Source organism: Streptomyces sp. NPDC001514 (assembly GCF_053597075.1).
On the sequence record NZ_JBSFHO010000008.1, the window covers coordinates 135,848 to 160,643 of the forward strand.

At 72.6% G+C, this 24,796-nt stretch carries 23 protein-coding genes; 11 read left to right on the plus strand and 12 right to left on the minus strand.

What is annotated here, in order from left to right; all coding sequences use genetic code 11:
- Nucleotides 1-184: 184 nt before the first annotated feature.
- Nucleotides 185-1,435 carry an RNA polymerase sigma factor gene (locus ACWCXB_RS11705; RefSeq protein ID WP_450721594.1) on the minus strand — a complete coding sequence of 417 codons (1,251 nt, stop codon included), beginning with the start codon at nt 1,433-1,435 and terminating at the stop codon, nt 185-187.
- 371 nt (nt 1,436-1,806) lie between these two features.
- Here ACWCXB_RS11705 and ACWCXB_RS11710 point away from each other — a divergent pair, with 371 nt between their 5' ends.
- Nucleotides 1,807-2,796, plus strand: coding sequence for a nucleotidyl transferase AbiEii/AbiGii toxin family protein (locus ACWCXB_RS11710; protein ID WP_450721596.1), 990 nt, complete (start codon nt 1,807-1,809; stop codon nt 2,794-2,796).
- A gap of 15 nt (nt 2,797-2,811) precedes the next feature.
- Here ACWCXB_RS11710 and dnaG read toward each other — a convergent pair whose 3' ends face one another.
- From dnaG to ACWCXB_RS11735, 5 genes are all read right to left on the minus strand, one after another.
- Nucleotides 2,812-4,719 (minus strand): DNA primase, encoded by a 1,908-nt coding sequence (gene dnaG, locus ACWCXB_RS11715; RefSeq protein ID WP_450721598.1) that lies wholly within the window; start codon nt 4,717-4,719, stop codon nt 2,812-2,814.
- Between the two features lie 218 nt (nt 4,720-4,937).
- Nucleotides 4,938-6,206, minus strand: a complete 1,269-nt coding sequence (locus tag ACWCXB_RS11720; RefSeq protein ID WP_450721600.1) for an NAD(P)/FAD-dependent oxidoreductase — start codon at nt 6,204-6,206, stop codon at nt 4,938-4,940.
- A 184-nt stretch (nt 6,207-6,390) separates the two neighbouring features.
- The gene (locus ACWCXB_RS11725; RefSeq protein ID WP_450721601.1) at nt 6,391-7,734 is read right to left on the minus strand and encodes a deoxyguanosinetriphosphate triphosphohydrolase; all 1,344 of its coding nucleotides are present in this window, start codon (nt 7,732-7,734) and stop codon (nt 6,391-6,393) included.
- Nucleotides 7,735-7,770: 36 nt separating this feature from the next.
- On the minus strand, nt 7,771-8,733 hold the full coding sequence (locus ACWCXB_RS11730) for a sirohydrochlorin chelatase (RefSeq protein ID WP_450721603.1): 963 nt from the start codon (nt 8,731-8,733) through the stop codon (nt 7,771-7,773).
- A gap of 130 nt (nt 8,734-8,863) precedes the next feature.
- Nucleotides 8,864-9,568, minus strand: coding sequence for a hypothetical protein (locus ACWCXB_RS11735; protein WP_450721605.1), 705 nt, complete (start codon nt 9,566-9,568; stop codon nt 8,864-8,866).
- Nucleotides 9,569-9,806: 238 nt separating this feature from the next.
- Between ACWCXB_RS11735 and ACWCXB_RS11740 the strand changes: the two genes are divergently transcribed.
- Both ACWCXB_RS11740 and ACWCXB_RS11745 read left to right on the plus strand, forming a co-directional pair.
- A complete protein-coding gene (locus ACWCXB_RS11740; RefSeq protein WP_450721735.1) occupies nt 9,807-10,511 on the plus strand; it encodes a SanA/YdcF family protein in 705 nt (234 codons plus the stop codon).
- 124 nt (nt 10,512-10,635) lie between these two features.
- The gene (locus tag ACWCXB_RS11745; protein WP_450721607.1) at nt 10,636-12,777 is read left to right on the plus strand and encodes a molybdopterin oxidoreductase family protein; all 2,142 of its coding nucleotides are present in this window, start codon (nt 10,636-10,638) and stop codon (nt 12,775-12,777) included.
- Between the two features lie 146 nt (nt 12,778-12,923).
- Here ACWCXB_RS11745 and ACWCXB_RS11750 read toward each other — a convergent pair whose 3' ends face one another.
- From ACWCXB_RS11750 to ACWCXB_RS11765, 4 genes are all read right to left on the minus strand, one after another.
- A complete protein-coding gene (locus ACWCXB_RS11750) occupies nt 12,924-13,355 on the minus strand; it encodes a gamma-glutamylcyclotransferase family protein (RefSeq protein ID WP_450721609.1) in 432 nt (143 codons plus the stop codon).
- Entirely contained in the window at nt 13,352-13,693 is a 342-nt protein-coding gene (gene cutA, locus ACWCXB_RS11755; RefSeq protein WP_450721737.1) for a divalent-cation tolerance protein CutA, read from the minus strand. Before cutA ends, ACWCXB_RS11750 begins: the two co-directional genes overlap by 4 nt.
- A gap of 63 nt (nt 13,694-13,756) precedes the next feature.
- Nucleotides 13,757-14,530: a class I SAM-dependent methyltransferase gene (locus ACWCXB_RS11760; protein WP_450721611.1), complete on the minus strand. Its 774-nt coding sequence runs from the start codon at nt 14,528-14,530 to the stop codon at nt 13,757-13,759.
- Between the two features lie 227 nt (nt 14,531-14,757).
- Entirely contained in the window at nt 14,758-15,369 is a 612-nt protein-coding gene (locus ACWCXB_RS11765; RefSeq protein ID WP_450721613.1) for an NADPH-dependent FMN reductase, read from the minus strand.
- 55 nt (nt 15,370-15,424) lie between these two features.
- Here ACWCXB_RS11765 and soxR point away from each other — a divergent pair, with 55 nt between their 5' ends.
- The 4 genes from soxR (at nt 15,425) to ACWCXB_RS11785 (ending at nt 18,312) form a co-directional block, all read left to right on the plus strand.
- On the plus strand, nt 15,425-15,880 hold the full coding sequence (gene soxR, locus ACWCXB_RS11770; RefSeq protein WP_450721615.1) for a redox-sensitive transcriptional activator SoxR: 456 nt from the start codon (nt 15,425-15,427) through the stop codon (nt 15,878-15,880).
- A gap of 93 nt (nt 15,881-15,973) precedes the next feature.
- Nucleotides 15,974-16,735, plus strand: a complete 762-nt coding sequence (locus tag ACWCXB_RS11775; protein WP_450721617.1) for an aminotransferase class IV family protein — start codon at nt 15,974-15,976, stop codon at nt 16,733-16,735.
- A 259-nt stretch (nt 16,736-16,994) separates the two neighbouring features.
- Nucleotides 16,995-17,522 (plus strand): hypothetical protein, encoded by a 528-nt coding sequence (locus ACWCXB_RS11780; RefSeq protein WP_450721619.1) that lies wholly within the window; start codon nt 16,995-16,997, stop codon nt 17,520-17,522.
- A 139-nt stretch (nt 17,523-17,661) separates the two neighbouring features.
- Complete coding sequence (locus tag ACWCXB_RS11785; RefSeq protein WP_450721621.1) at nt 17,662-18,312, plus strand: class F sortase; 651 nt, start codon at nt 17,662-17,664, stop codon at nt 18,310-18,312.
- Nucleotides 18,313-18,365: 53 nt separating this feature from the next.
- On the opposite strand, the gene ACWCXB_RS11790 is transcribed toward ACWCXB_RS11785, so the two are convergent.
- On the minus strand, nt 18,366-19,142 hold the full coding sequence (locus ACWCXB_RS11790) for a sulfite exporter TauE/SafE family protein (RefSeq protein WP_450721623.1): 777 nt from the start codon (nt 19,140-19,142) through the stop codon (nt 18,366-18,368).
- A gap of 199 nt (nt 19,143-19,341) precedes the next feature.
- On the opposite strand from ACWCXB_RS11790, the gene ACWCXB_RS11795 reads away from it, so the two are divergent.
- The 4 genes from ACWCXB_RS11795 to ACWCXB_RS11810 are packed head-to-tail and all read left to right on the plus strand — an operon-like array spanning nt 19,342 to nt 24,097.
- A complete protein-coding gene (locus ACWCXB_RS11795; RefSeq protein WP_450721625.1) occupies nt 19,342-20,670 on the plus strand; it encodes an NAD(P)/FAD-dependent oxidoreductase in 1,329 nt (442 codons plus the stop codon).
- A gap of 1 nt (nt 20,671) precedes the next feature.
- On the plus strand, nt 20,672-23,194 hold the full coding sequence (nirB, locus tag ACWCXB_RS11800) for a nitrite reductase large subunit NirB (protein WP_450721627.1): 2,523 nt from the start codon (nt 20,672-20,674) through the stop codon (nt 23,192-23,194).
- On the plus strand, nt 23,191-23,529 hold the full coding sequence (gene nirD / locus ACWCXB_RS11805) for a nitrite reductase small subunit NirD (protein WP_450721629.1): 339 nt from the start codon (nt 23,191-23,193) through the stop codon (nt 23,527-23,529). Before nirB ends, nirD begins: the two co-directional genes overlap by 4 nt.
- A 43-nt stretch (nt 23,530-23,572) precedes the next feature.
- Nucleotides 23,573-24,097: a DinB family protein gene (locus tag ACWCXB_RS11810; RefSeq protein ID WP_450721631.1), complete on the plus strand. Its 525-nt coding sequence runs from the start codon at nt 23,573-23,575 to the stop codon at nt 24,095-24,097.
- Here ACWCXB_RS11810 and ACWCXB_RS11815 read toward each other — a convergent pair.
- Entirely contained in the window at nt 24,091-24,786 is a 696-nt protein-coding gene (locus ACWCXB_RS11815; RefSeq protein WP_450721739.1) for an alpha/beta fold hydrolase, read from the minus strand. The two genes, ACWCXB_RS11810 and ACWCXB_RS11815, sit on opposite strands and share 7 nt — an antisense overlap.
- Nucleotides 24,787-24,796: the final 10 nt, after the last annotated feature.

A 24,796-nucleotide genomic window follows, 5' to 3' on the forward strand; every position in this document is an offset into this window, starting at 1 on the left:
TCGGGCCCGGCGGGCACGCCGGGCCCGCTCCTGCGGGTGACGGGGACAACGGGGGACCGGGACCGGGACGTGGGCAAGGCCGCGGTCAACGCGGCCGGCGCGGGTGACGAGACGACGGCGGCAGCGCGGGCGACCGCACGCGGGCGACCGCACGCGGGCGACGGCACGCGGGCGACGGCGACGCTCAGTCCAGGTAGCCGCGCAGCTGGTCCGCGAAGGCGTGGTCCCGCAGCTTGTTGAGGGTCTTGGACTCGATCTGGCGGATGCGTTCGCGTGTCACGCCGAAGATCCGTCCGATCTCCTCCAGGGTGCGGGGCCGCCCGTCGGCCAGTCCGTACCGGAGCTGGACCACCTTGCGCTCGCGCTCGCCGAGGGTGGAGAGCACCGCTTCGAGGTGCTCGCGGAGCAGGAGGAACGCCGCGGACTCGACGGGCGATGCGGCGTCGCCGTCCTCGATGAGGTCGCCGAGCGCCACGTCGTCCTCCTCGCCGACGGGCGCGTGCAGCGACACGGGTTCCTGGGCGAGGCGCAGCACTTCGCCGACCCGCTCGGGCGCCAGGTCGAGCTGGGCGGCGACCTCTTCGGGGGTCGGTTCGTAGCCGCGCTCCTGGAGCATGCGCCGCTGGACGCGCACGACGCGGTTGATGAGCTCGACGACATGGACGGGGACGCGTATGGTCCGGGCCTGGTCGGCGAGGGCCCGCGACATGGCCTGGCGGATCCACCAGGTCGCGTACGTCGAGAACTTGTAGCCGCGCGCGTAGTCGAATTTCTCCACGGCCCGGATCAGCCCGAGGTTGCCCTCCTGGACCAGGTCGAGCATGGTCAGCCCGCGGCCCACGTACCGCTTGGCGACGGAGACGACGAGGCGGAGGTTGGCCTCGATGAGCCGGCGCTTGGCCATCCGGCCCATGACGACGAGCTTGTCGAGGTCGACGGCGAGCTGCGAGTCCAGGTCCGGGGTACTGCTGAGCTTCTCCTCGGCGAACAGGCCGGCTTCGACGCGGCGGGCGAGCTCCACTTCCTCGACGGCGGTGAGGAGCGGAATCCGGCCGATCTCACGGAGATACTGCCGGAAGAGATCCGACGAGGGACCCGCACCGGTCTCCGCGCGGCCACCCGGCGGCGGCTCGGGCAGGTCGGGCGTCTCGGACAGCTCCGGCACCGCCTCGGCCTCCGGCGTCGGTGGCGGCTCGTTCTCGGGATGGTGCGCGGCCCGGCTCTGCGGCGGAACGGCCGTGACCGTATCGGCTTCTGTCAGGGTCTGGGTCTGCACGGTGGCGACCTCCAGGGTGAGCGCTGCCGGTTGGGGGGCAGGCGGCAGCGGGACGGCGACGGCGGCCGGGCCGCCGTCCGTCCCGTACACGATGAGCGGATCCGCGGGGGTGAGTGGCCCACCTTCCGTGGACCGGCCGCGCTCCGAGGACTCAGGCACCGCACCCCAGTGTGGGGTACGACACATCACTGCCACGAGGGGCGTGCGGTGACTTTTTGAGTCCGGTCCGTGACCGGGTGGTTACGGGGGCGGGTGCCGGGAGTCCGGGACCGGCCCGCGGCCGGGGGTCCGGGGGTCGACCCCCGGGACAGCACAGCGAGTCCGGTCCGTGACCGGGTGGTTACGGAGGCGGGTGCCGGGAGTCCGGGACCGGCCCGCGGCCGGGGGTCCGGGGGTCGACCCCCGGGACAGCACAGCAAGTCCGGTCCGTGACCGGGTGGTTACGGGGACGGGTTCCCCTTGCATGGGCGGCAGTTACTCGCGTGCGGGCTGTGGCGGTGGTCTGGGACGATCGGCCCAGGGGGTGGGACATGGGTACGGCATGGGAGCGGCGCGACATTCCCAAGGGTCCGAACGACCCGACGGAACCGGAGGTGGAGCGCCGGCGGCGCAAGCTCGAGCCGCCGCGCACGCTCATGACGTTCACCGGGCAGGGCCTGCGGCAGGAACGGATCTTCGATCCGGCGCTCCTGCACTTCAGCGATGCGTACCGGGCATCGGAGCCGGTTTTCGACGACCGCCCTGCGGGCATGGCCTGGCGGACGGCCCGCCGTGAGGCGCTGCACTCGGTGCTCGCCGCGATCGCGGGCTCGGCGTGGGTCGACTGTCTGACGCTGCGCGGCAGCGTGCTGCTCGACGCCTGGTTCGGTGACGCCGCGCGGGAGCCGGGCGATCTGGACTTCGTGGTGGTGCCGCCGGACTGGCGCATCGAGGAGGGCCGTACGCAGCGGATGCTCGACGCGGTCGCAGAGGCTGCCGAGCGTACGGCGGAGCAGCGCGGCGGCCGGGTCCGGATCTCCGCGCGCGGTGCGCGGTCCGAGTACATCTGGACCTACGACCGGGTGCCCGGCCGGCGCATGGTGCTCCCCTGGGCAGCACCCGGCGTGCCCGGCGGGCTCGTGCAACTGGACTTCGTCTTCAACGAGTTGATGCCGGTCCCGCCGGAGCCCACCGAAGTGGGTCCAGGGTCCCTGCTGTGGGCGGCCACGCCGGAGCTGTCATTGGCCTGGAAGCTGCTCTGGCTGTTCACCGATCTCCATCCGCAGGGCAAGGACCTGTACGACGCGGTGCTGCTTGCCGAGCGTCACCCCTTGCCGTACGAGCTGCTGGAGGCGGTCTTCAAGCCCTACGACGCGGCGTGGTACGCCTCGAATCCCGTGGCGCTGAGCCACTTCCAGGACCTCGACTGCGAGAGCGAATGGGCGGACTTCCGCGCCGAGTACCCGCACCTCGCCGGTGACTGCAGGGCGTACCACGACCGCCTGATCGCGGCGCTGGCGCCCACCTTCGCCGGCCGCTGAAAACCGCCGGACGGCCTACAGCGCCTCCGCGCCCCTGTTCCGCAGCGACTGCCCGTACTGCTGGAGCACCCACAGTTCGTTCTGCACGGCCGCGACGTGCTCCGGGTCCGCCTGGGCGCCGAGGCGGGCGAGGGTGCCCTGGACGTCGCGGATGCGGCGGTCGACCGCGCGGAGGCGGACCTGGACGAGCTGGACGCCCGCGTAGGTCTCGTCGACGGTCTTGGCGTGGACGGCCTCCACGGCGAGCTCGGTGATCATCGCGCGGACCGTGTCGTTGGGCGCGGCGTCGCGGACCCGGGCGAGATAGGCCGGCGCGTCGGGGACGCCCTGCTCGGCGCCGCCCGCGTCGGCGATGGCCTGGCGCACGGCGGCGTAGGGCGGGGCGGTGAACTCGTCGGGCCCGTACGCGTCGAAGGCCGGGGAGACCAGCTCGGGGTGCTGGAGGGCGAGCTTGAGCAGCTCGCGCTCGGTGCGGTGGGCGGGGCTGCGGAGGTTGAGCGCGGGGCCGCTGGGACGCGCGGCGGGGCGCCCGGTGTCGTACGAGGGCGCCTGGCCCTGGCGCGCGGGCGCCGGGCCCTGACCGCCGCGGTCGCGCGCCCACCGCGCGAGCTGGGCGACCCGCTTCACCACGAACTGCGTGTCGAGGATGCCGAGGAGCCCCGCGAGCTGGACCGCGACCTCGTGCTGCGAGGCGCTGTTCTTGATCCGGGCGACGATCGGCGCGGCCTCGTCGAGCGCGGCGGCCCGGCCCACCGGGGTCTCCAGGTCGTAGTTCTTCACGATCTGCCGGATCGCGAACTCGAAGAGCTGGTTACGCGGCTCGGCCAGCTCCCGCACCGACTCGTCGCCCTTGGCGAGGCGCAGCTCGCACGGGTCCATGCCGTCGGGCGCGACGGCGATGAAGGTCTCGGCGGCGAACTTCTGGTCGTCCTCGAAGGCGCGCAGGGCGGCCTTCTGGCCGGCCGCGTCACCGTCGAAGGTGAAGATCACCTTGGCGCTGCCGTTGTCCATCAGCAGCCTGCGGAGGATCTTGATGTGGTCGCTGCCGAAGGCGGTGCCGCAGGTCGCGATGGCCGTGGTCACCCCGGCGAGGTGGCAGGCCATGACGTCCGTGTAGCCCTCGACGACGACGGCCCGGCTGGATTTGGCGATCTCCTTCTTCGCCAGGTCGATGCCGTACAGCACCTGGGACTTCTTGTAGATCGCCGTGTCGGGGGTGTTCAGGTACTTCGGGCCGTTGTCGTCGTCGCGGAGTTTGCGCGCGCCGAAGCCGACGACATCGCCGGAGATGTCCCGGATGGGCCACATCAGCCGACCGCGGAAGCGGTCGATGGGGCCGCGGCGGCCTTCCTGGGAGAGCCCGGACAGGACGAGCTCCTTGTCGGAGAAGCCCTTCCCGCGCAAATAGCGGGTGAGGTGGTCCCAGCCCGCCGGGCTGTATCCGACGCCGAAGTGCTGGGCCGCGGCCTGGTCGAAGCCGCGCTCGGCGAGGAACTTCCGGCCGATCTCGGCCTCCGCGCCGGTCTCCAGCTGCTCGATGTAGAACTGGGCCGCGATCTGGTGGGCCTCGACCAGGCGGATGCGCTCGCCCCGCTGGTGGCTCGGGTTGTACCCGCCCTCCTCGTACCGCAGCGTGATGCCGGCCTTGGCGGCGAGCCGCTCGACCGCCTCGGAGAACGACAGGTGGTCGACCTTCATCACGAAGGTGAGGGTGTCCCCGCCCTCCTGGCAGCCGAAGCAGTGGAAGAGACCCTTGCTCGGGCTGACCTGGAAGGAGGGGGACTTCTCGTCGTGGAAGGGGCACAGGCCCTTGAGGTTGCCACCGCCCGCGTTGCGCAGCTGGAGGTATTCGGACACGACGGAGTCGATCGGGACGGCGTCCCGTACCGCCTTCACGTCGTCATCGTTGATCCTGCCTGCCACGCGCCGATTCTACGGGCCGGGGGTCCGGGGGGTGCCCCCCGGGAGACGCAGCTACGGGCCGGGGGTCCGGCGGGTGCCCCCCGGGAGACGCAGCTACGGGCCGGGGGTCCGGCGGGTGCCCCCCGGGAGACGCAGCTACGGGCCGGGGGTCCGGGGGGTGCCCCCCGGGAGACGCAGCTACGGGCCGGGGGTCCGGGGGTGTCCCCCGGGAGACGCAGCTACGGGGCGGGAGTGACGGCGCTGAGCGGAGTGGACGGGTTGGCCAGTGCCTCGGTGTCCACCGGCGCCCCGGAGCGGACCAGCTCCTGGATCGCCTCGGTGACGTCCCACACATTGACGTTCATTCCGGCGAGAACCTTGCGGTCCTTGAGCCAGAAGGCGATGAACTGCCGTTTGCCGACGTCGCCGCGGAGCACGACCTGGTCGTAGGAGCCGGGCGGAGCCCAGCCCGAGTACTCCATGCCGAGGTCGTACTGGTCGGAGAAGAAATACGGGATCCGGTCGTACGAGACGTCCTGGCCGAGCATCGCGCGGGCGGCGGCGGGGCCGCCGTTCAGCGCGTTCGCCCAGTGCTCGACGCGGAGCCGGATGTCGAGGAGCGGGTGGTGCACGGCGGCGACGTCACCGGCCGCGAAGATCTCGGGGTCGGAGGTGCGCAGGGAGGCGTCGACGGCGACGCCGCCGCCGTGGGCGCGGTCGACCAGGGCGAGCCCGGCGGCTTCGGCGAGGCCGGTGCGCGGGGCGGCTCCGATGGCGGCGAGGACGCTGTGGGCGGGGTGCTCATCGCCGTCGTCGGTGCGGGCGGCGAGGACCATGCCGTCCTGGCCGGTGATCTCGGTGAGCCGCACGCCGAAGCGGAAGCGGACGCCGTGCTCCTGGTGGAGGTCGGCGAAGATCTGGCCCAGCTCGGGACCGATGACCTGGTGGAGCGGGGTGGGCTCGGGCTCGACGATGGTGACCTCGGCGCCGTAGCCGCGGGCGGCGGCCGCGACCTCCAGGCCGATCCAGCCGGCTCCGGCGATCAACAGATGGCCGTTGTCACGGCCGAGGCCGGCGAGAACCTGCCGCAGCCGGTCGGCGTGGGCGAGGCGGCGCAGATGGTGGACGCCGGCCAGACCGGTGCCGGGGATGTCGAGGCGCCGGGGCTCGGCGCCCGTGGCGAGCAGCAGCTTGTCGTAGCGGACGGTGGTGCCGTCGCCGAGCCGTACGGACCGGCCCTCGCGGTCGATGGCGGTGACGGGCTGGCCGAGGTGCAGCTCGACATCGTTCTGGGCGTACCAGGCCGGCTCGTGGACGAAGACGCTGTCGCGCTCCTCCTTGCCGGTCAGATAGCCCTTGGAGAGGGGCGGGCGCTCGTACGGGTGGTCGCGTTCGTCGCCGATCAGGATGACCCTGCCGGTGAATCCCTCGGCGCGGAGAGTCTCCGCAGCCTTGGCCCCAGCGAGTCCCCCGCCCACGATGACGAATGTCTGATGCGCGTCGACCACTTGATGCCTCCTTTTGGCTTCCGCTTCCCCTGCACGCTACGCCGCCTTCTGGGAGCCTCCCGCACGGAGCGTGATGGGGGAAGAGGGGGTGTTCCGGTGGGCGTGTCGGTTCCGGCCATCTCACGCAACCCGCGTGCGCGCCGTGCGCGGCCCGTACGCGGCACGCCCGGGCGGCCCCGGGTGCTCAGCGGCGGTGCGAGGTCGGGCGGGCGTGGAGCGTGCGGGCCGAGGCGTCCGTGAGCGAGGCGATCTGGTCCACGATCACCCGCTTGCGCGACCGGTCGTCGGCCGCCGTGTCGAAGAGCGCGCGGAACTGCGGGTCCAGGCCCTCCGGGGCGCGGGCGACCAGGGCCTCGGCGAGCTCGGCGACGACGATGCGCTGCTCGGCGCGGAGTGCCTCCTGCTCAGCGCGCTGCATGACATAGCGGTCGGCGACGGCCTTGAGGACGGCGCACTCGAGGTGGGCCTCGTCCGGGACGACCAGCTCCGCGGCGTACCGGGTGAGCCGGCCGGTGCCGTACGCCTGCCGGGTCGCGCCCTCGGCGGCCAGGCAGAACCGGCCGATCAGCTGGCTCGTCGCGTCCTTGAGGCGGGCCTGGGCGATGGCCGAGCCGTCGTAGCCGTGCGGCCACCACTCCTCGTCGACGAGACGGTCGAGGGCGTCGGCGAGCGCCTGCGGATCCGTGCCCTCCGACACGTAGCGGCCGATGGCCACCGCCCAGATCTCCTGGCGCTCATGCTCGGACAGCAGCGCGTTCGGGTCGATGTGGCCGGCGTGGAGGCCGTCCTCGAAGTCGTGGACCGAATAGGCCACGTCGTCGGACCAGTCCATGACCTGCGCCTCGAAGCACTTGCGGTGGCCCGGGGCACCTTCCCTCACCCAGGTGAAGACCGGGAGGTCGTCCTCGTACACCCCGAATTTCGGCGAGGCGGGGTCGGTGGGGTGTCCGCCGCGCGCCCAGGGGTACTTGGTGGCGGCGTCGAGCACCGCGCGGGTGAGGTTCAGGCCGACGCTGACCAGCTCATCGGTGTCCCGGGCGTGGACGAAGCGCTTGGGCTCGATGCGGGTGAGCAGCCGCAGGGACTGGGCGTTGCCCTCGAAGCCGCCGCAGTCCTTGGCCACGTCGTTGAGCGCCTGCTCGCCGTTGTGCCCGAAGGGCGGATGGCCCATGTCATGGGCGAGGCACGCGGCCTCCACCAGATCCGGGTCGCAGCCGAGCGCCGCGCCCAGCTCACGGCCGACCTGGGCGCATTCCAGGGAGTGCGTCAGCCGCGTGCGGGGGCTCGGGTCCCAGGCAGCGCTGCGCGAGCCGGGCGTCACCACCTGGGTCTTGCCGGCGAGGCGGCGGAGCGCCGCGGAGTGCAGCACCCGTGCGCGGTCGCGCTGGAAGGCGGTGCGGCCCGGGCGTTTGTCGGGCTCGGCGGCCCAGCGCGCGGTGGCCGCGGCGTCGTAGAGCTGCTCGACGCCGTGGATGCCGTGGCCGCCGTGGTTGTCGGGATCGGTGCTGCTGCCCGTGCTGCCTTCCATGCACCCGACGGTAACCGCAGACACCGACAGCGTGGCTCAGGCGGTGACCAGTTGGCGCCGGTGCGCCACGGACGGCGTGGCGGCCGTCTCGTCGTACCGCTGCAGCACGAGCCGCGCCATCGCGGGGTGCGCGCCGAGCGGGGCGGCCGAGGTCCAGGGTGCGGCGGCCGCGGCCGCCGACGCGAACCGTCCGGGCGCGGTGAAGTACGAGGCGACGGCGATACGGTGCCGGCCCCGGGCCGCCAGCGCGCGCACCGCATCGGAGACGGTGGGCGCGACGGCGGAGGCGTACGCCGGGACGACGGGCACCCCGCCGAGACGCTCACTCAGCATCGCTGCGGTGTGGCGGGTGTCGGCGGCCGACTCGGGGTCGCGCGACCCGGCCGCGGCGAGCACCACCCCGGCGCTCCGGCTGCCGTTGTCCGCGCTGCGCCATCCGGCCTCGGCCAGCCTGGCGTACAGCGCCTCGACGAGCAGCGGATGCGGGCCGAGCGGCGGCGCGATCCTGGCGCGGAGCCGTGGTGCGGCGGCGAGGGCCGCGGGGATGTCCCGCTTCACGTGGTAACCGCGGCCGAGCAGCAGCGGTACGAGGACGGCCTCGCGGTCGCCGTCGGCGGTGAGGGCGGCGAGGGTGTCGGGGAGCAGCGGCTCGTCGAGCTCGATGTGCCCGAGGCGTACGTCGAGGCCGGGACGCAGCTCGCGCACCCGGTCGAGCAGCCGGGTCACGGCGCGCAGGGCACGGGGGTCGCGGCTGCCGTGCGCGACGGCGACGAGGGCGGGGGCGGGCGTGGCGTGGGCGGCGGGTTCCCGGATCCCGGATATGGACGGGCCGCCGGTGGTCGTACCGGGAGAACTCATAGGTCTGCGCACTCCATTGAGCTGGACATGACTGAGCTGCGCCCCGAGCTGTGCCGTGATACGGCCGAGGAGCTGTGTCGTGCTGTCGAGGGGCAGCGTGTTCGGGGCCAGGGACTCGCGAGGGTGTGCCGACTCCGTCATGAACCGATCCTGGCGGGCGGAGGTTGCCGCGTCGTTGCGCCAGGGTGACGGGTGTTTTCCATGGCCTCACCGGCCCGTCGGCCGCGTTGTCAGACCCGGCTGCGCGCCGCGGAAGCCGTGCGCGAAGGCGTCAGCTCGCCAGCCAGACCCGCAGGGTCGCGCCCGGTACACAGCCCTGCCGCATTGCCGCCTCGAGGGCGTCCCCCTGTTCGTAGCCGACGACCGGGATGCCCGGCCAGAGGCGGGCGACGGTGGCGATGCAGCCGGACCAGGCACGGTCGAGGTCGGCGTCGCCGGCCGCGAAGACGTTGGAGACGCCGATGACGGAGTCGCTGCGGCTCACGACCGCTCCGGCGACCGTACGGGTCCCGCGGTCCGTCGTGCCGGCGAGAACGGTGGTGGCGCGGTCGGCGAGGAGTTCGGGGCGGAAGAGGCCGGCCAGGCTCTCGTCGCCGCCGGACCAGGCCTCCTCCCAGGCGGCCAGACCGCGGACGGTGCGGACCGGCCGCCAGGAGACGTCCGACGGGGCGACGGGGGCCGCGAGGGTGGCGGGGCGGTGGATCCAGCGTGCCTCGAAGAGCACGTCGAAGCCGTCGGCCGACAGATCGAGGCGCCCGAAGCTGTCCTTGACGGAGCAGCCGGGCGCCGTGCGGTCGATCCCGTCCAGTACCTCGCGGGCCGTGGCGTACGGCGACAGGGTCACGGCGTCGGGGTACAGCGGCGGGGTGCGTCGATCGCTGGTCCAGGCGCGTTCGCCGAACACCCCCGGGGTCCCGTGTGCGCGGCACATCGCGTCGCACCATTCGGCGTTGTTCCGGGCAGACGCAGCGATCATGGGCCAATGATGCCGCACCGCTCAGGCGGAGTTGCACCATTTCAGCAGTCCTGTTTCCTCCGGACAAGTGTCGGCGTGGTCGGCGGCGTGGTCGGCGGCGCAGTTCTCCTGATCACATCCGCATGCGGCACTGAACCGTTCCGCCCGTCGCAGCGTCGGACGAGGTGAGTCGGGGCACAACCACCGGACCAGGGGGTCTCATTCGATGCGGAAGCTGCGGAAGCTGCAGAAGCTGCCGATGCGGAGTCTGCCGCTGCGGAATCTGCGGAAGCTCTCGCTGCTGCCGAGCAGCCGGCGGGGGCGGCGGCGCGCCGTACAGGCCGTGATGCTCGGGTGCGTACTCGCCCTGGCACCGGCGACGTGGCTGCACGCGGTCGCCGACAGCCGCATCCGCGCCGTCGCCGACGTGCCCGCGCGCGACGTGGCCGTCGTCTTCGGCGCCGGGCTGTGGAAGGGCCGCCCGACCCCGTATCTCGCGCACCGGCTCGACACGGCCGCCGAGCTGTACCGGACCGGGAAGGTCAAGGTCGTGCTCGTGACCGGGGACAACAGCCGGGCCGAGTACGACGAGCCGGACGCCATGCGCGCGTACCTCACCGCGCGGGGCGTCCCGGCCGGGCGGATCGTCAGCGACTACGCGGGCTTCGACACCTGGGACTCGTGCGTACGCGCCAAGAAGATCTTCGGGGTCGACCGGGCGGTGCTGGTGACGCAGGGGTTCCACATCAAGCGGGCGATCGCCCTGTGCGAGTCGGCGGGAGTCGAGTCGTACGGCGTCGGGGTCGCCGAGCCGCAGGACGCGACCTGGTACTACGGCGGGGCGCGGGAGATGTTCGCGGCGGGGAAAGCGGCCCTGGACGCGGCCTTCGAGCCGGACCCGCGGTTCCTCGGGCGGCAGGAGCGGGGCGTCACGGAGGCCCTGGCCTCGGCCGGCACGCCCTGAGCAGCCGCTCACCGCGCACCGCCGAGCAGCTCACCGCGCACCGCGGGCCGGGCGGAGGGCCGCGTACCGGAGCCGTAATGCGAGGTGCCCGCCGCCGTAACACGGACGACGCACGCTGAGTGCCATGTCCCAAGCACCTGCCCCCGTTCCCGCCCCCACCGCCACGCTCGTTCCCACCCACTGCCCCTACTGCTCACTGCAGTGCGGCATGAACCTGCGCGGAACCGGGGCCACGGTCGAGGTCGTCGAGCGCGACGACTTCCCCGTGAACCGGGGCGCCCTGTGCGGCAAGGGACGTACCGCACCCGCGGTGCTCTCCTCCCAGGCACGGCTGACCGGGCCCCTGGTCCGACGCCCCGCCACAGGCAGGCTCGAACCGGCCACCTGGGAGGAGGCCCTCCGCGCCACCGCCGACGGGCTCCGGCGGACCCGCACGGTCCACGGCGCGGACGCCGTCGGCGTGTTCGGCGGCGGGGGTCTGACGAACGAGAAGGCGTACGCGCTCGGGAAGTTCGCCCGGGTCGTGCTCGGCACCTCGCAGATCGACTACAACGGCCGCTTCTGCATGTCGTCGGCCGCTGCCGCGCACCACAGGGCGTTCGGTCTCGACCGCGGGCTGCCGTTCCCGCTGGAGGACATTCCGCGCACCGGGTGCGTCATCCTCGTCGGCTCCAATCTCGCCGAGACGATGCCGCCGGCGCTGCGCTATCTCAGGGAGCTGAAGGAGAACGGCGGCACACTGATCGTCGTCGACCCGCGCCGTACGAAGACGGCCGAGCAGGCCGACCTCCATCTCGCGCCGCGCCCCGGCACCGATCTCGCGCTCGCGCTCGGACTGCTGCACCTGGTGGTGGCGCAGGGGCGTACGGACGAGGAGTTCATCCGGGAGCGCACGACGGGCTGGGAGGAGGCCCGGTCGGCCGCGATGGCCCACTGGCCCGAGCTGGTCGAACGGATCACCGGCGTCGGGGTGCCGCAACTGCGCGCCGCGGTGGACATGTTCTGCGACGCACCCGCCGCGATGGTGCTCACGGCCCGCGGCCCCGAGCAGCAGTCGAAGGGGACGGACACGGTCGGCGCCTGGATCAACCTCGCCCTCGCGACGGGGAATGCGGGCAGGCCGCTGGCCGGATACGGCTGTCTCACCGGGCAGGGCAACGGTCAGGGCGGGCGCGAGCACGGCCAGAAGGCCGACCAGCTGCCCGGCTACCGCAAACTCGACGACCCGGCGGCGCGGGCGCACGTCGCAGGGGTGTGGGGCGTCGATCCCGACTCGCTGCCGGGGCCCGGACGCAGTGCGTACGAACTCCTCGACGCGCTGGGCCGGGACGTGAAGGCACTGCTGCTGATGGGGTCCAACCCGGTGGTGTCCGCGCCGCGCGCCGCGCATGTGGAGGAGCGGATCCGCGCGCTCGACTTCCTCGCGGTGGCGGACGTGGTGCTGTCGGAGACGGCGGAGCTGGCGGACGTGGTGTTCCCGGTGACCCAGTGGGCGGAGGAGACGGGGACGATGACCAACCTGGAGGGCCGTGTGCTGCTGCGGCGGCGCGCGATCACGCCTCCGGAGGAGGTACGGAGCGACCTGGAGGTCCTGAACCGGCTGGCCGGGCTGCTGGGACACGAGAAGGGGTTCCCGACGGACCCGGAGGAGGTCTTCGGGGAGCTGCGCCGGGCCTCGGCGGGAGGCCCCGCGGACTACTCGGGCATCAGCTACCGGCGGCTGGAGGAGGAGAACGGCGTCTTCTGGCCGTGCCCGGAGGCCGCGCCTGCGAGTGGCCCCGGACCGGGCCGGGACCCGCACCCGGGGACCCCGCGGCTGTTCCTGGAACGCTTCGCGACCCCGGACGGGCGGGCACGGTTCGTGCCCGTCGTACACCGGGAGGCCGGTGAGGAGACGGACGCGGAGTTCCCCGTCGTGCTGACGACCGGGCGGGTCGTGGCGCAGTACCAGTCCGGGGCGCAGACCCGCCGTGTCCCCGAGCTGAACGCCGCGGCGCCGGGGCCGTTCGTCGAACTGCATCCGCACCTCGCGGCGCGGGTGGGGGTGGCGGACGGCGAGCCGGTCGTGGTGGTGTCACGGCGGGGGCGGGCGGTGGCACCGGCGCGGGTGACGGATGCGATCCGGCCGGACACGGTGTTCATGCCGTTCCACTGGGCGGGTGACGGACGGGCGAACACCCTGACCAATCCGGCGCTCGACCCGGTGTCGCGGATGCCGGAGTTCAAGGTGTGCGCGGTGCGATTGGAGCGGACGGACTCCGGGTGACCTTTCCCCTCCCCGCCCCTTCCCGAACTGGGGGCTTCGCCCCAGGACCCCCGGGTGCGTGACCGCTACCGTCCGGTCGGCCCGCGTGTCCGTCCTCAACCGCCGGACGGGCTCAAAATGAGCCCGCCGTCGATTGAGGGGAAATCTCAGCCCACCGCCGACCAGTCGCCCCCCGGGATCACCGTCCCGTGTGCCCGCAGCTCGGCAGCCACCTTCTCCTCCGCCACGTACACCCACGCCGGGACAGCGGTGCCTTTCGCCGTGTGGACGTCGCGCTCCACCCGTACGTACAGATTCCGCGGGTCGCCCGGCCCGAAGTACTCCTCCAGGTGGTCCAGCACCGCCGTCAGCTCCCGGTAGTGCCCGGGCGCCGCCGTGACGAGCTCACCGGTGACGGTGCCGTCGCCGCCCTCCACGGCGTACGGGTACCCGGGGCCTTCGTACAGCAGCGCACCCCGCAGCAGGGCAGGCTCCTCCGCAGAGGTGCGGCCGCGCAGGAAGCGGTCGTGGTTGTGCTCGCCCGGGCGCAGCGTGCCGTAGACGAAGAACGGCAACTGACGGCCCGCCGGCTCCCTCACGGCTTCCCCGGTGCGGTCGGTGCGGTCGTCTCGGCCTCGATCCACTCCAGGTACGCGGCGCTCCCCCGCACCACCGGCGTGGCGATGATCTCCGGGGTCTCGTAGTCGTGGTGGGCCCGGAGATGCGCCTCGAGCGCGTCGTAGCAGGCCTCCGTCGTCTTGAAGAGGATCTGCCACTCCTCACTCGTCTCGATGGCGTTCTGCCAGCGGTAGACGGACGTGACGGGCGCGGTGATCTGCGCGCAGGCGGCCAGCCGCGCCTCCACCGCGCCCCGTGCCAGCTCCTCGGCCTTCGCGGCGCTGTCGGTGGTGGTCAGGACCGCCAGGGCCCGGGTCACCAGGGTCACGAGCACGCACTCCTCACAGGGGACTTCACTGCGGACCTCACAGGGATTCGGCCCCTAACCTAGGCGACTGACCTGGGCGACCGCCCCCGGCTCGTGGGCGACCCGGCGGAACAGGGCCGTCCAGAGGAAGGACTCGCCGAAGTACGCGGACTCGTCCGGCTCGTCGTGCATGCGGCGCAGTTCGACCTCCGTCAGGTCGGAGAAGATCCAGCGCAAGGACTCCGCCGTGTAGGCGAGTCCGCCGTGGAGGCGGGAGTCGCGGTAGAAGTCCGAGTCGGGGAGTTCGGATCCCATCCCGCCGGCCGCGAAGCAGGTCAGGGCGAAGTGGCCGCCGGGCGCGAGGACACGGTCGATGAGGGCGAGGTAGCTGATGCGGCGGTGCGGCGGCAGATGGTGGAAGCAGCCGGAGTCGTAGATCAGGTCGTACGGGCCGCCGAGCTCCGTCGCCGTCAGGTCGAACGCGTCGCCGCAGTGGAACCTGACCCCGTCGGCTCCCGCCTCACGGGCGCGGTCCCCGGCCCACGCGATGGCCGCAGGGGAGAGGTCGACGGCGTCCACGTCGAAGCCGAGGGAGGCGAGGTGGAGGGCGTTGCGGCCCGGGCCGCAGCCCAGGTCGAGGGCGCGGCCCGGGGTGATCAGCCCGCGGTCGGAGTACGAGGCCAGGTTCTCGTCGGGCTTCGCCACGAAGAACGGCACCGGCTTGGAGCGGTCCGCGTAGAAGCCGTCCCACCAGGAGGCCGCGCCGGCGGTCCAGCGGTCGGCCTCCGGCGCGAACAAGCCGTCCAGGAGTCTCAGTACGTCGTCCACCGTGCGTATGTCGCGGTCCATCCAAGTCCCCTCTTCCCGATGGGGAGATGGTAGGTCCGCGCGCCACATGAGCCCAGCTCAGGAGGGTTGCGGGGAATACGCCGAAGGGCGTCGGCAGGCGTCCTGGCGGCTGGGGGGAGGGCGGGAACCCCGGCCCCCCGCGCGTGCGGGTGAACGATCCCCCAGGCGCCCCCCGAGGGCCGTCACGGGGCCGTTCCCGCCCCAGCCACGGCGACTTTCCGGGGGCCTCAGCCCGCGTAGGGGTGCCGGGTCCTGGCGTCGCGCAGCGCCGCGCCCCACCAGGCGAGCTGGTCGAGCATCGTCTTCGCGGCCGCGTCCGGTCCGGTGGGGTCCTTGTGACGTCCGTCGGCGTCGAAGTGGGCCCGGGCGTTGTGGAAGGAGACGGTGTCGCGGACGGTGACGGCGTGCATCTCGGCGAAGACCTGCCGCAGTTGTTCGACCGCGCGCAGTCCGCCGGACATGCCGCCGTACGAGACGAAGCCGACGGGCTTGGCCTGCCACTGGGTGTAGTGCCAGTCGATGAGGTTCTTGAGGGCAGCGGGGAAGGAGTGGTTGTACTCGGGGGTGACGACGATGAAGGCATCGGCGTCGGCGAGCCGGGGCGTGACCTTCGCGAGCTCGCCCTTGACGCGATCGCCGGGGGCGTACGACAAGGACGTGGGCAGATCGACGTCGGCGAGGTCGACCACCTCGACGGTGAAGTCCTCGCGATCGGCGGCCCGGGAGAGGAACCAGTCGGCGACGACGGGCCCGAAGCGGCCTTCGCGGTTGCTGCCGACGACGACGGCGAGCCCGAGGGGGCCGGCCGGGACGGTTTGCGCAGGTGTGGTGAGGTCCATGCCCAGAGGCTCGTACTTAAACCATGGTTGAGGTCAAGCGGCTACGCTGGGGTGCATGACCCATCTCGCCTGGGACGCCAAGGAAGCCACCATCGGTGAGCTGGCGGAACGCAGCGGTGTCGCCCCCTCCGCGCTGCGTTTCTACGAACGCGAGGGGCTGATCAGGAGCCGCCGCACGTCCGGCAACCAGCGGCGCTACAGCCGGGACGCCCTGCGCCGCGTCGCGTTCATCCGCACCTCGCAGCGGCTCGGCATCCCGCTCGCCACGATCCGCGAGGTGCTCGGGCTGCTGCCGGAGGACCGTACGCCCACGCGGGAGGACTGGGCGCGGATCTCGGAGTGCTGGCGCGACGACCTCGATCTGCGGATCCGTACGCTCCAGCGGCTACGGGACAATCTCACCGACTGCATCGGCTGCGGCTGTCTCTCGCTGGACCGGTGCGTCCTGTCCAACCCGGGCGACGAGCTGTCCTCGCACGGTCCGGGGCCGCGCCGCCTGATCGAGGACTGATCGCTGCCGGCACGCCGACGCCCACGCACCGCGCTCCTGGAGTCGGTTCCGGCTTCCGCCCGCCGGGCAGCCGTTCCGCCCTACCGTGGGCACATGACTCCGACCAGCGCATACATCGAGATCGACGGACGCCCGGCCGCCGAGGTGGACCCTGCCGAGCTTGCCGTTCTCCAGAGCGGCTACGGCCACTTCACCGCGATGCAGGTGCGCGACGGGCGGGTGCGCGGGCTCGCGCTGCATCTGGAGCGGCTGGACGGCGCGACGCGCGAGCTGTTCGGCAGGACTCTGGACGGGGAGCGGGTCCGCTCGCTCGTACGTCACGCTCTCGCCGCGACCGGCCGGCGCGACGCCTCCGTGCGTGTCTACGTCTACGAGACGGCCGTCGTGGTGACCGTCCGCGATCCGCAGACGATGGCCGAGACGCCGCGGAGCCTGATGTCGGTCCCGTACCAGCGGCCCGTCGCTCATATCAAGCACCTCGGCGGCTTCGCACAGGCGTACTACGGGGCCGCCGCTGTCCGCGCGGGCTTCGACGACGCGCTGCTGACCGGGCCCGGCGGCGTGATCTCGGAGGGCGCCATCACCAATGTCGCCTTCTGGGACGGCGCTTCGGTGGTCTGGCCGGACGCGCCCGCGCTGCGCGGTATCACGATGGCCCTGCTGGAGCCGCGGCTGCCGTCGGTGCGGCGCGAGGTGCGGCTGGCGGATCTCCCGTCGTACGAGGCGGCCTTCCTCATGAACTCGCGGGGATTCGCGCCGCTGCGGCGGATCGACTCGACGGAGTTCCCGGTGGAGGAGTCGCTGATGAAGCGGGTGCGGGAGGCGTTCGAAGGGGTCCCCTGGGACGAGATCTGACAGCCGCGCGACCCGGGGCGACACGCCGGGACGCCAAGTCGGGACCGCCCCGGCGTGTCGGGCGTCACCCTTTCGGCGCGTCCGCCCGTACGGAGCAGCCAATGGCCCAGCGCACTGACCGTGACCTGCGACGATGCCCCGCGGCAAGGGCGACACGCGGTGATGTGCGGACGAATCTGATCGTGCATCAGCAGGCGTGGGCGGCGGACTGGCCGTTACCTCGGAGATGAAGAGGACGCCATCGCTCCCGGAGGACGACATGCGCACCACTGCCCGCCCGCCGGCCGGTCTGTCCGGCCCCGTGCTGGCAGCCGCCGTCTGTCTCGGCGCGCTCGCCGCCGCCTCGTCGGCGTACGCGGACGACTTCGAGCCATTGGAGATCACGCCCTCGATCGTGTCCCCCGGCGCGACCGTCACCGTGAACAGCTCCGCTTGCGGCAAGGGCGCCCACGGCACGGGGGACGCCCAGTCGCTCGGCGCGGGTGACTTCAAGGCGGCGCCGGGGACACACAAGGAGGTCGTGGTCGGACGGTTCAAGGTGCCGAAGGAGACGAAGCCGGGGAACTACGGCATCGGCGTCCTCTGCGACAACGGCAAGGAGGCCACCGGGGACCTGGTCGTCCAGTCCCACGGGCAGCAGCCGACCGGCCATGTGAAGACGGGTACCGGCGGCAGCGTCGGGCCCGACACCACCCAGATCGCGGCGGGGGTGGCCGTTCTGGCCGCAGCCGCCGCCGGCGGGACCTGGCGCCTGCGCCGTCGGGCGAGCGGCGCGCAGGTGAGCTGACGGGGCTCGGCCTCCACCGTCCTCGTAACCGCCGTCCCCGCCCCCGTCATGCGTCCGGCTGACGGGGGCGGGGAACCATTTCCCGGTCCGGATCCGGCATCCGGACCGGCATCCGGAATCCGCGATCGAAGGACTTCTGATGCAGGACAGGAGCGCGAGCCGGGGCAGGCGAAGGGGGACGGGCTGGCTGCTGGTCGTCGCCGTGTGCGTCGGCACATGGCTGGTCCAGAACGGCTCCAGGACGACCATCACCCCGCCCGTTCCGTCCGCCGCCCAGGCCTTCGCCGCCGGTCAGCACACGGACGCGGCGGCCGACCCGCTGCCGCCGTCCGAGCCGGTCCGCTTCCGTATCCCCCGTATACGCGTGGACGCCCCGGTCATGCCGCTCGGTCTCGCCCCCGACAACAGCCTCGAGGTACCGCCCGCGAGGAAGTCCAACCTGGCCGGCTGGTACCGGGGCGGTACGTCTCCGGGTGCGCGCGGCACCGCGATCGTGGCCGGGCACGTCGACAACGCGCGGGGCCCGGCGGTCTTCTACGACCTGGGCACGCTGCAGAAGGGCCACCGGATCGAGGTCCTCCGCGAGGACGGCCGCACGGCGGTGTTCACGGTCGACGCCGTCGAGGTGTACCGGAGCGAGAACTTCCCTGACGGCAAGGTGTACGGTCCCGCGGACCGCGCCGAGCTCCGCGTGATCACCTGTGGCGGCGGCTTCGACAGCAGGTCCGGGTACCGGGGGAACGTGGTGGCGTACGCCCACCTCATCGGCGTCCGCGAGCGGCGCGGCTGAGCCCGTTCGCGGCTGAGCCCGTTCGGGCGACGCGCCCCTGGCGCCCCTGGCGCCTAGGTCCACTGGTCGAAGGCGAGCTTCGCGACCAGGGAGAAGACGACCACCAGCAGAACCCTGCGGACGAACTCCGACCCCTTCTTGAGGGCCATCCGCGCGCCGACCATGCCGCCCGCCAGGTTGAACACGGCCATCAGCGCGGCCAGCTGCCACAGCACAGTGCCCTGGTACGCGAACATCGCGAGCGCCCCGGCGTTGGTGCACACGTTGACGATCTTGGCGGTCGCGGAGGCCGTGACCAGGTCCAGGTGGAGCACCGCGGTGAGCGCCAGCACCAGGAACGTGCCCGTTCCGGGACCGAACAGCCCGTCGTAGAAGCCGATCCCGCCGCCGACGAGGACGATCGCAGTGACGACCCGCGCGCGGGTGACCGGCCCCCGGTCCCCCTCGGAGCCGAAGGACGGGCGCAGCATCACGAACGCCGCGACACCCAGCAGCACCACCATGATCACCGGGCGGAGCACCTCGCTGCTGAGGCCCGCCGCGAAGAAGGCCCCGCCCATGGACCCGGCGAGGGCGGCGAGCCCGATCCGTACCGCCGTCCTCACCTGGACCGGGGCCTTGCGGACGTACGTCACCGCCGCGCCCGTGGTGCCGACGATGCTGACGGCCTTGTTGGTGCCGAGGACGTGCGCGGCGGGCACCTGCGGCATCCCGAGCAGCAGCGCGGGCAGGAGCAACAGCCCTCCGCCGCCCACCACCGCATCGATCCAGCCGGCCGCCGCGGCGGCGACGCACAGGAGGACGACGGTGGTCAGCGATATGTCGGGCATGCCCGCGACCCTATGGATCAGATACGTGTGCCGTCCATCATTCCCGGGAGAGTTGAGCTACGTCTGAGGTTCCGCCGACGGGCGACCCTGCGGACGTGTGCACTCCTCACACATCGGTCGACCGTGCGCTGAGGGCAGTGTTCCGCACGGGAAACAACCGGGATCCCATCGGGTAACACCCACGCCACAAGCTGCGTACATGGATTCGAGGATCGTGGTGATCGGCGCCGGCCTGGCGGGCGCGCGGCTGGCGCGCCGACTGGCCCCGGCGAGCGACGTCACGCTGCTCGGCGAGGAGCCGCACGCCCCCTACAACCGGGTGCTGCTCGCCGATGTCCTCGCCGGGCGGTACGCGCCCGAGGTGATCGCTCTGCCGCCCGTGCAGGGCGGCGGTGAGGTGCGGCGCGGCGTGCGGGCCGCCTCGATCGACCGGGTACGGCGGGTGGTGCACTGCGCGGACGGCACGTCGGTGGCATACGACCGGCTGGTCCTGGCGACCGGCTCGAACCCGGTGCTGCCGCCCCTGCGCGGCGTCGGCGGACAGCTGCCGGACGGCGTCCACCCGTTCCGCACCCTCGACGACTGTATGGCCCTCGCGGCCGCGGCCCGCCCCGGTACCCGTGCCGTGGTCGTCGGGGGCGGCCTGCTCGGTGTCTCGGCGGCCCGGGCCCTGGCGGAGCGCGGTGCGGACGTGGTCCTCGCCCATCAGGGCACCGACCTGATGGACCGCCACCTCGACCCGGCGGCGGGCGCACTGGTCCGGCGTCATCTGGAGGACCTGGGCGTGGAGGTCCACACCGAGTGCCGCGCCCGGGGTCTGCGCCAGCACGACGGGGCGGTCACCGGCGTCGAACTCGCCGACGGCTTCGTCCTCGACGCGGAGTGCGTGGTCCTCGCGTGCGGCGTCCGTCCGCGCACGGGGCTCGCGGCGGATGCGGGCCTGGAGGTGCGCCAGGGAATCGTCGTCGACGATCTGCTGCGTACGTCGGACCCGTACATCCACGCCATCGGTGACTGCGCCGAACACGCGGGCACGGTCTACGGCCTGGCCACCGCGGCCGTCGAACAGGCGGACGCCCTGGCGGCGGTCCTGACCTCGGACCTGCTGCCCGGCGCCGCTCCCTCGGAGCCCGTCCGTCGTTCGATGACGGACACACCGGCCCACCCGGCGGTACCGGACCACTCCGCAGCCCCCACGCCCGAGGGGCTGCCGGGGCCCGGGGACCCGCAAGGCCCCCGCTACACCGGCACCCGCGCCCTCACCCGCCTCACCCTCTCCGGCGCCGGCACGTTCGACATCGCCGCGTTCGGGGACCCGTCCCCGCAGCCCGGCGACGACGTCGTGCAACTGGCCGACGCCACCCGGGGCGCGTACCGGAAGGTCGTCGTCCGCGGGGATCGCCTCGTCGGCGGCGTACTCCTCGGCGACCTCGCCACCGTCGGCGCGCTCGCCCGGGCCTGGGAGGGCGACGACCCCCTTCCGGACGCACCGCTGCTCCACCTGCTCACCACCGATGGAGGACTCTGAGATGACCACCCCCACGATCGTGCTCGTCGGCCATGGGATGGTCGGCCAGCGCTTCCTGGAGGCCCTCGCCGAGCAGGGGGTCACGCAGCGCGCACGGATCGTCGTGCTGTGCGAGGAGCCGCGCCCGGCGTACGACCGGGTCCAGCTCACCTCGTACTTCTCGGGCCGCACCCCGGACGAGCTCTCCCTCGTCGAGGACGGCTTCATGGACCGGCACGGCATCGAGCTCCATCTCGACGACCCGGCCGAGCGCGTCGACCGCGCCGCCCGCACGGTCACGTCGCGCGCCGGACGGACGTACACGTACGACACGCTCGTGCTCGCCACCGGCTCGTACCCGTTCGTACCGCCCGTGCCCGGCCGGGACGCCGAGGGCTGCTTCGTGTACCGGACCATCGAGGATCTGCTCGCGATCGAGGAGTACGCGAAGACCTCCCGCACCGGTGTCGTCGTGGGCGGCGGGCTGCTCGGTCTTGAGGCGGCGGGCGCGCTCAGGGGCATCGGGCTGGACACGCACATCGTGGAGTTCGCGCCCCGGCTGATGCCGGTGCAGGTCGACGACGGCGGCGGCGCGGCACTGCTGCGCACCATCGAGGGCATGGGGCTGACCGTGCACACGGGCGTCGGTACCCAGGAGATCGTCACCACCGACTCCGCCGTCACCGGCATGAAGCTCTCCGACGGCTCGACGCTCTCCGCCGACCTCGTCGTCTTCTCGGCCGGTGTGCGCCCGCGCGATCAGCTCGCCCGCGACATGGGCCTGGCGGTCGGCGAGCGCGGCGGGATCGTCGTCGACGAGCAGTGCCGTACGTCCGACCCGGACGTGTACGCGATCGGCGAGTGCGCGCTCGCGGCGGACGGCCGGGTGTACGGGCTGGTCGCGCCCGGCTACGAGATGGCGAAGACCGTCGCGGACCTCCTCGCCGACGAGACCGCCGAAAGCTCCTTCACCGGTGCCGACATGTCGACGAAGCTGAAGCTGCTCGGTGTGGACGTGGCGTCGTTCGGCGACGCGCACGGCACGGCCGAAGGCTGCCTGGACGTCGTCTACTCCGACTCCCGCGCCGGCGTCTACAAGAAGCTGGTCGTCAGCCCGGAGGGGGCCCTGCTCGGCGGTGTCCTGGTCGGCGACGCCGACGCGTACGGGATGCTCCGCCCGCTCACCGGCTCCGTCCCGCCGGTCCCGCCCGAGCAGCTCGTGCTGCCCGCCGGCGCCGGCGCGCCCGTCGCGCTAGGCCCGTCCGCCCTCCCCGACGACGCCGTCATCTGCTCCTGCCACAACGTCACCAAGGGTGCGATCTGCGAGCACACCTCGCTCCCCGAGGTGAAGAAGTGCACCAAGGCCGGTACGGGCTGCGGCAGTTGCGTCAAGGTCATCGGCCAGCTGCTGCCGCAGTCCACGGACAAGGGTCTGTGCGGCTGCTTCCCGTACACCCGCAGCGAGCTGTACGAGATCGTCCGCACGCTGCGTCTCACCTCGTACGCGGAACTGCTCGACTCCCACGGCCGTGAGGAGGCGCGCGGCGGCGACGGCTGCGAGACCTGCAAGCCGGCCGTCGGCTCGATCCTCGCCAGCCTGGGCAACGGCTACATCCTCGACGGCGAGCAGGCCGCCCTGCAGGACACCAACGACCACTTCCTGGCGAACCTGCAGCGCAACGGCTCGTACTCGATCGTGCCGCGCATCCCCGGCGGTGAGATCACGCCCGACAAGCTGATCGTGATCGGGGAGGTGGCACGGGACTTCGGCCTCTACACGAAGATCACGGGCGGCCAGCGGATCGACATGTTCGGCGCCCGCGTGGAGCAGCTCCCGGCGATCTGGACGCGTCTCGTCGACGCGGGCTTCGAGTCGGGGCACGCATACGGGAAGGCGCTGCGGACGGTCAAGTCGTGCGTGGGGCAGACCTGGTGCCGCTACGGCGTCCAGGACAGCGTCCGGATGGCCATCGACCTGGAGCTGCGCTACCGGGGCCTGCGCGCCCCGCACAAGCTGAAGTCGGCGGTCTCCGGCTGCGCCCGCGAGTGCGCGGAGGCGCAGTCGAAGGACTTCGGCGTGATCGCCACCGCGAGCGGCTGGAACCTGTACGTCGGCGGCAACGGCGGCGCCACGCCGCGCCACGCGGATCTGCTCGCCCAGGACCTGTCGGACGCCGAACTCGTCCGTCTCATCGACCGCTTCCTGATGTTCTACATCCGCACGGCGGACCGGCTGGAGCGCACCTCGGTGTGGCTGGAGCGCCTGGAAGGCGGGCTCGACCACCTCCGGGACGTCGTCGTGCACGACTCGCTCGGACTGTGCGGCGAGCTGGAGGCGCTCATGGCCGAGCACGTGGCCGGCTACCGCGACGAGTGGGCCGAGACGCTCGACGACCCGGACCGGCTGCGCCGCTTCGTGTCGTTCGTGAACGCGCCGGACGCGCCGGACCCGAGCGTGAAGTTCGTCCCCGAGCGGGACCAGATCAAGCCGGACCTGACCGTTCTGACCACCCTGGAAACCCTCGAAGGGACCCTGACGCGATGACACTCCAACTCGATCTGGAGGGAACCTGGTTCCCGGTCTGCGAGCCCTCCCGGCTCACCCCGGGCCGGGGCCTCGCGGCACTGCTCCCCGACGGCCGCCAGGCCGCCGTCTTCCTGGACCGCTCGGGCCGCCCGTACGCGATCGACAACCGCGACCCGTTCACCGGCGCCCAGGTGCTCTCCCGAGGCCTGCTGGGCTCCGTCTCTGGCCGGCCCTTCGTCGCGTCGCCGCTGCTGAAGCAGCGCTTCGACCTGGAGACGGGCCGGTGTCTGGACGACGACGAGGTGTCGGTGCGGGCGTATCCGATCCGGTGTACGGAACGGGTGGCCGCGTAAATGCCATGCGTCCGCGCGCCGGGCTCCGCTACGGTCGGCGCCCATGACGCCTCCCCGCATACGCCCTCCTTTCACGGCCGACGAGCGGACGCAGCTTCTGGGCTGGCTCGACATGCAGCGCGCGATCGTCCACTGGAAGAGCGAAGGCCTCTCCGAGGCGGACGCGCACCGGTCGGTGCTTCCGGACTCGCCGCTGATGACGATGGCGGGCATCGTCTCCCATCTGCGCTGGACCGAGCAGACCTGGTTCGAGGTGCTGTTCCTCGGCCGGCCCGCCGACGGGCCGCAGTTCGCCGAGTGGCGGGGTGACGGTCCCGAGGACGCCGACATGATGGTCGAGGACGTTCCGCTCGCGCAGCTCCTTGAGGAGTACACGCGTCAGTGCGCGGTGTCGGACGAGATCATCGCGTCCCACCCCCTGGACGAGGTGGGCAAGCACCCGGACTTCGACTCCGCTGCCGCGTCGCTGCGCTGGATGCTCCTCCACATGGTCGAGGAGACCGCCCGGCACGCGGGGCACATGGACGCGATCCGGGAGCTGCTCGACGGCGAGAAGGGCTACTACTGACCCAGCAGGGCGCGGACGAGTTCCACCGGCCGGCTGAGGGCGACGAGGTGGCCGCCGGGGATCTCCTCGATGTCGATGCCGAGGCGTTCGCGGACGACACGGCGCTGGAAGCCGACCGGGAAGAACCGGTCGTCGCGACCCTGCAGGAAGCGGGTGGGGACGTCGGGCCACCGCTTCAGGGGCCAGGGCTGGGTGAACAGGGCGGCGGGCGGCCCGGCTTCGCCGGCGGAGAGGGCCTCTTCGGTGATCTCGGGCGGCACGTCGTGGAAGAAGTCCGTCCGTACGTCGAAGCCGGCGTCCGCGCCGCGGCCCATGCGGTTCAGGAGGTCGGCCCTGGCCTTGTCGTGGCCGGTGGCGGTCCACCACTCCCCCGCCGACTCGCCGGGCGCAGGGACCATGGCGTTGAGCAGCACCAGCTGGTCCACCGGCACGCGCTCACAGACGAGCGGCGCGGTGAAGCCGGCCAGGGACTGGGCCACCAGGACGATCACCGTCCCTGCGTCCGTCCCGGCCGTACGCCCGCCGATCGCCCGGACCACGGCGTCCGCGTGCTCGGCCAGTCCCGCAGAATCCTCCGCCGGGAGGTCGACGGCGACCGCCTCATGGCCCCGGGCCCGGAGCTCGGGGACGACCCGGTGCCAGTACCAGGCCCGGCCGTCGGCACCGGGGATCAGCACGAAGGCCGACATGGTCACCGCC

Bases quoted from the DNA above. Each gene is read 5' to 3' on its own strand.
- ACWCXB_RS11710 (WP_450721596.1), top strand. From the start codon at position 1,807: ATGGGTACGGCATGGGAGCGGCGCGACATTCCCAAGGGTCCGAACGAC.
- ACWCXB_RS11725 (WP_450721601.1), bottom strand. From the start codon at position 7,734: ATGGAAGGCAGCACGGGCAGCAGCACCGATCCCGACAACCACGGCGGC.
- ACWCXB_RS11730 (WP_450721603.1), bottom strand. From the start codon at position 8,733: ATGACGGAGTCGGCACACCCTCGCGAGTCCCTGGCCCCGAACACGCTG.
- ACWCXB_RS11735 (WP_450721605.1), bottom strand. From the start codon at position 9,568: ATGATCGCTGCGTCTGCCCGGAACAACGCCGAATGGTGCGACGCGATG.
- ACWCXB_RS11740 (WP_450721735.1), top strand. From the start codon at position 9,807: ATGCGGAGTCTGCCGCTGCGGAATCTGCGGAAGCTCTCGCTGCTGCCG.
- ACWCXB_RS11745 (WP_450721607.1), top strand. From the start codon at position 10,636: ATGTCCCAAGCACCTGCCCCCGTTCCCGCCCCCACCGCCACGCTCGTT.
- ACWCXB_RS11760 (WP_450721611.1), bottom strand. From the start codon at position 14,530: ATGGACCGCGACATACGCACGGTGGACGACGTACTGAGACTCCTGGAC.
- ACWCXB_RS11765 (WP_450721613.1), bottom strand. From the start codon at position 15,369: ATGGACCTCACCACACCTGCGCAAACCGTCCCGGCCGGCCCCCTCGGG.
- soxR (WP_450721615.1), top strand. From the start codon at position 15,425: ATGACCCATCTCGCCTGGGACGCCAAGGAAGCCACCATCGGTGAGCTG.
- ACWCXB_RS11775 (WP_450721617.1), top strand. From the start codon at position 15,974: ATGACTCCGACCAGCGCATACATCGAGATCGACGGACGCCCGGCCGCC.
- ACWCXB_RS11780 (WP_450721619.1), top strand. From the start codon at position 16,995: ATGCGCACCACTGCCCGCCCGCCGGCCGGTCTGTCCGGCCCCGTGCTG.
- ACWCXB_RS11785 (WP_450721621.1), top strand. From the start codon at position 17,662: ATGCAGGACAGGAGCGCGAGCCGGGGCAGGCGAAGGGGGACGGGCTGG.
- ACWCXB_RS11790 (WP_450721623.1), bottom strand. From the start codon at position 19,142: ATGCCCGACATATCGCTGACCACCGTCGTCCTCCTGTGCGTCGCCGCC.
- ACWCXB_RS11795 (WP_450721625.1), top strand. From the start codon at position 19,342: ATGGATTCGAGGATCGTGGTGATCGGCGCCGGCCTGGCGGGCGCGCGG.
- nirB (WP_450721627.1), top strand. From the start codon at position 20,672: ATGACCACCCCCACGATCGTGCTCGTCGGCCATGGGATGGTCGGCCAG.
- nirD (WP_450721629.1), top strand. From the start codon at position 23,191: ATGACACTCCAACTCGATCTGGAGGGAACCTGGTTCCCGGTCTGCGAG.
- ACWCXB_RS11810 (WP_450721631.1), top strand. From the start codon at position 23,573: ATGACGCCTCCCCGCATACGCCCTCCTTTCACGGCCGACGAGCGGACG.
- ACWCXB_RS11815 (WP_450721739.1), bottom strand. From the start codon at position 24,786: ATGTCGGCCTTCGTGCTGATCCCCGGTGCCGACGGCCGGGCCTGGTAC.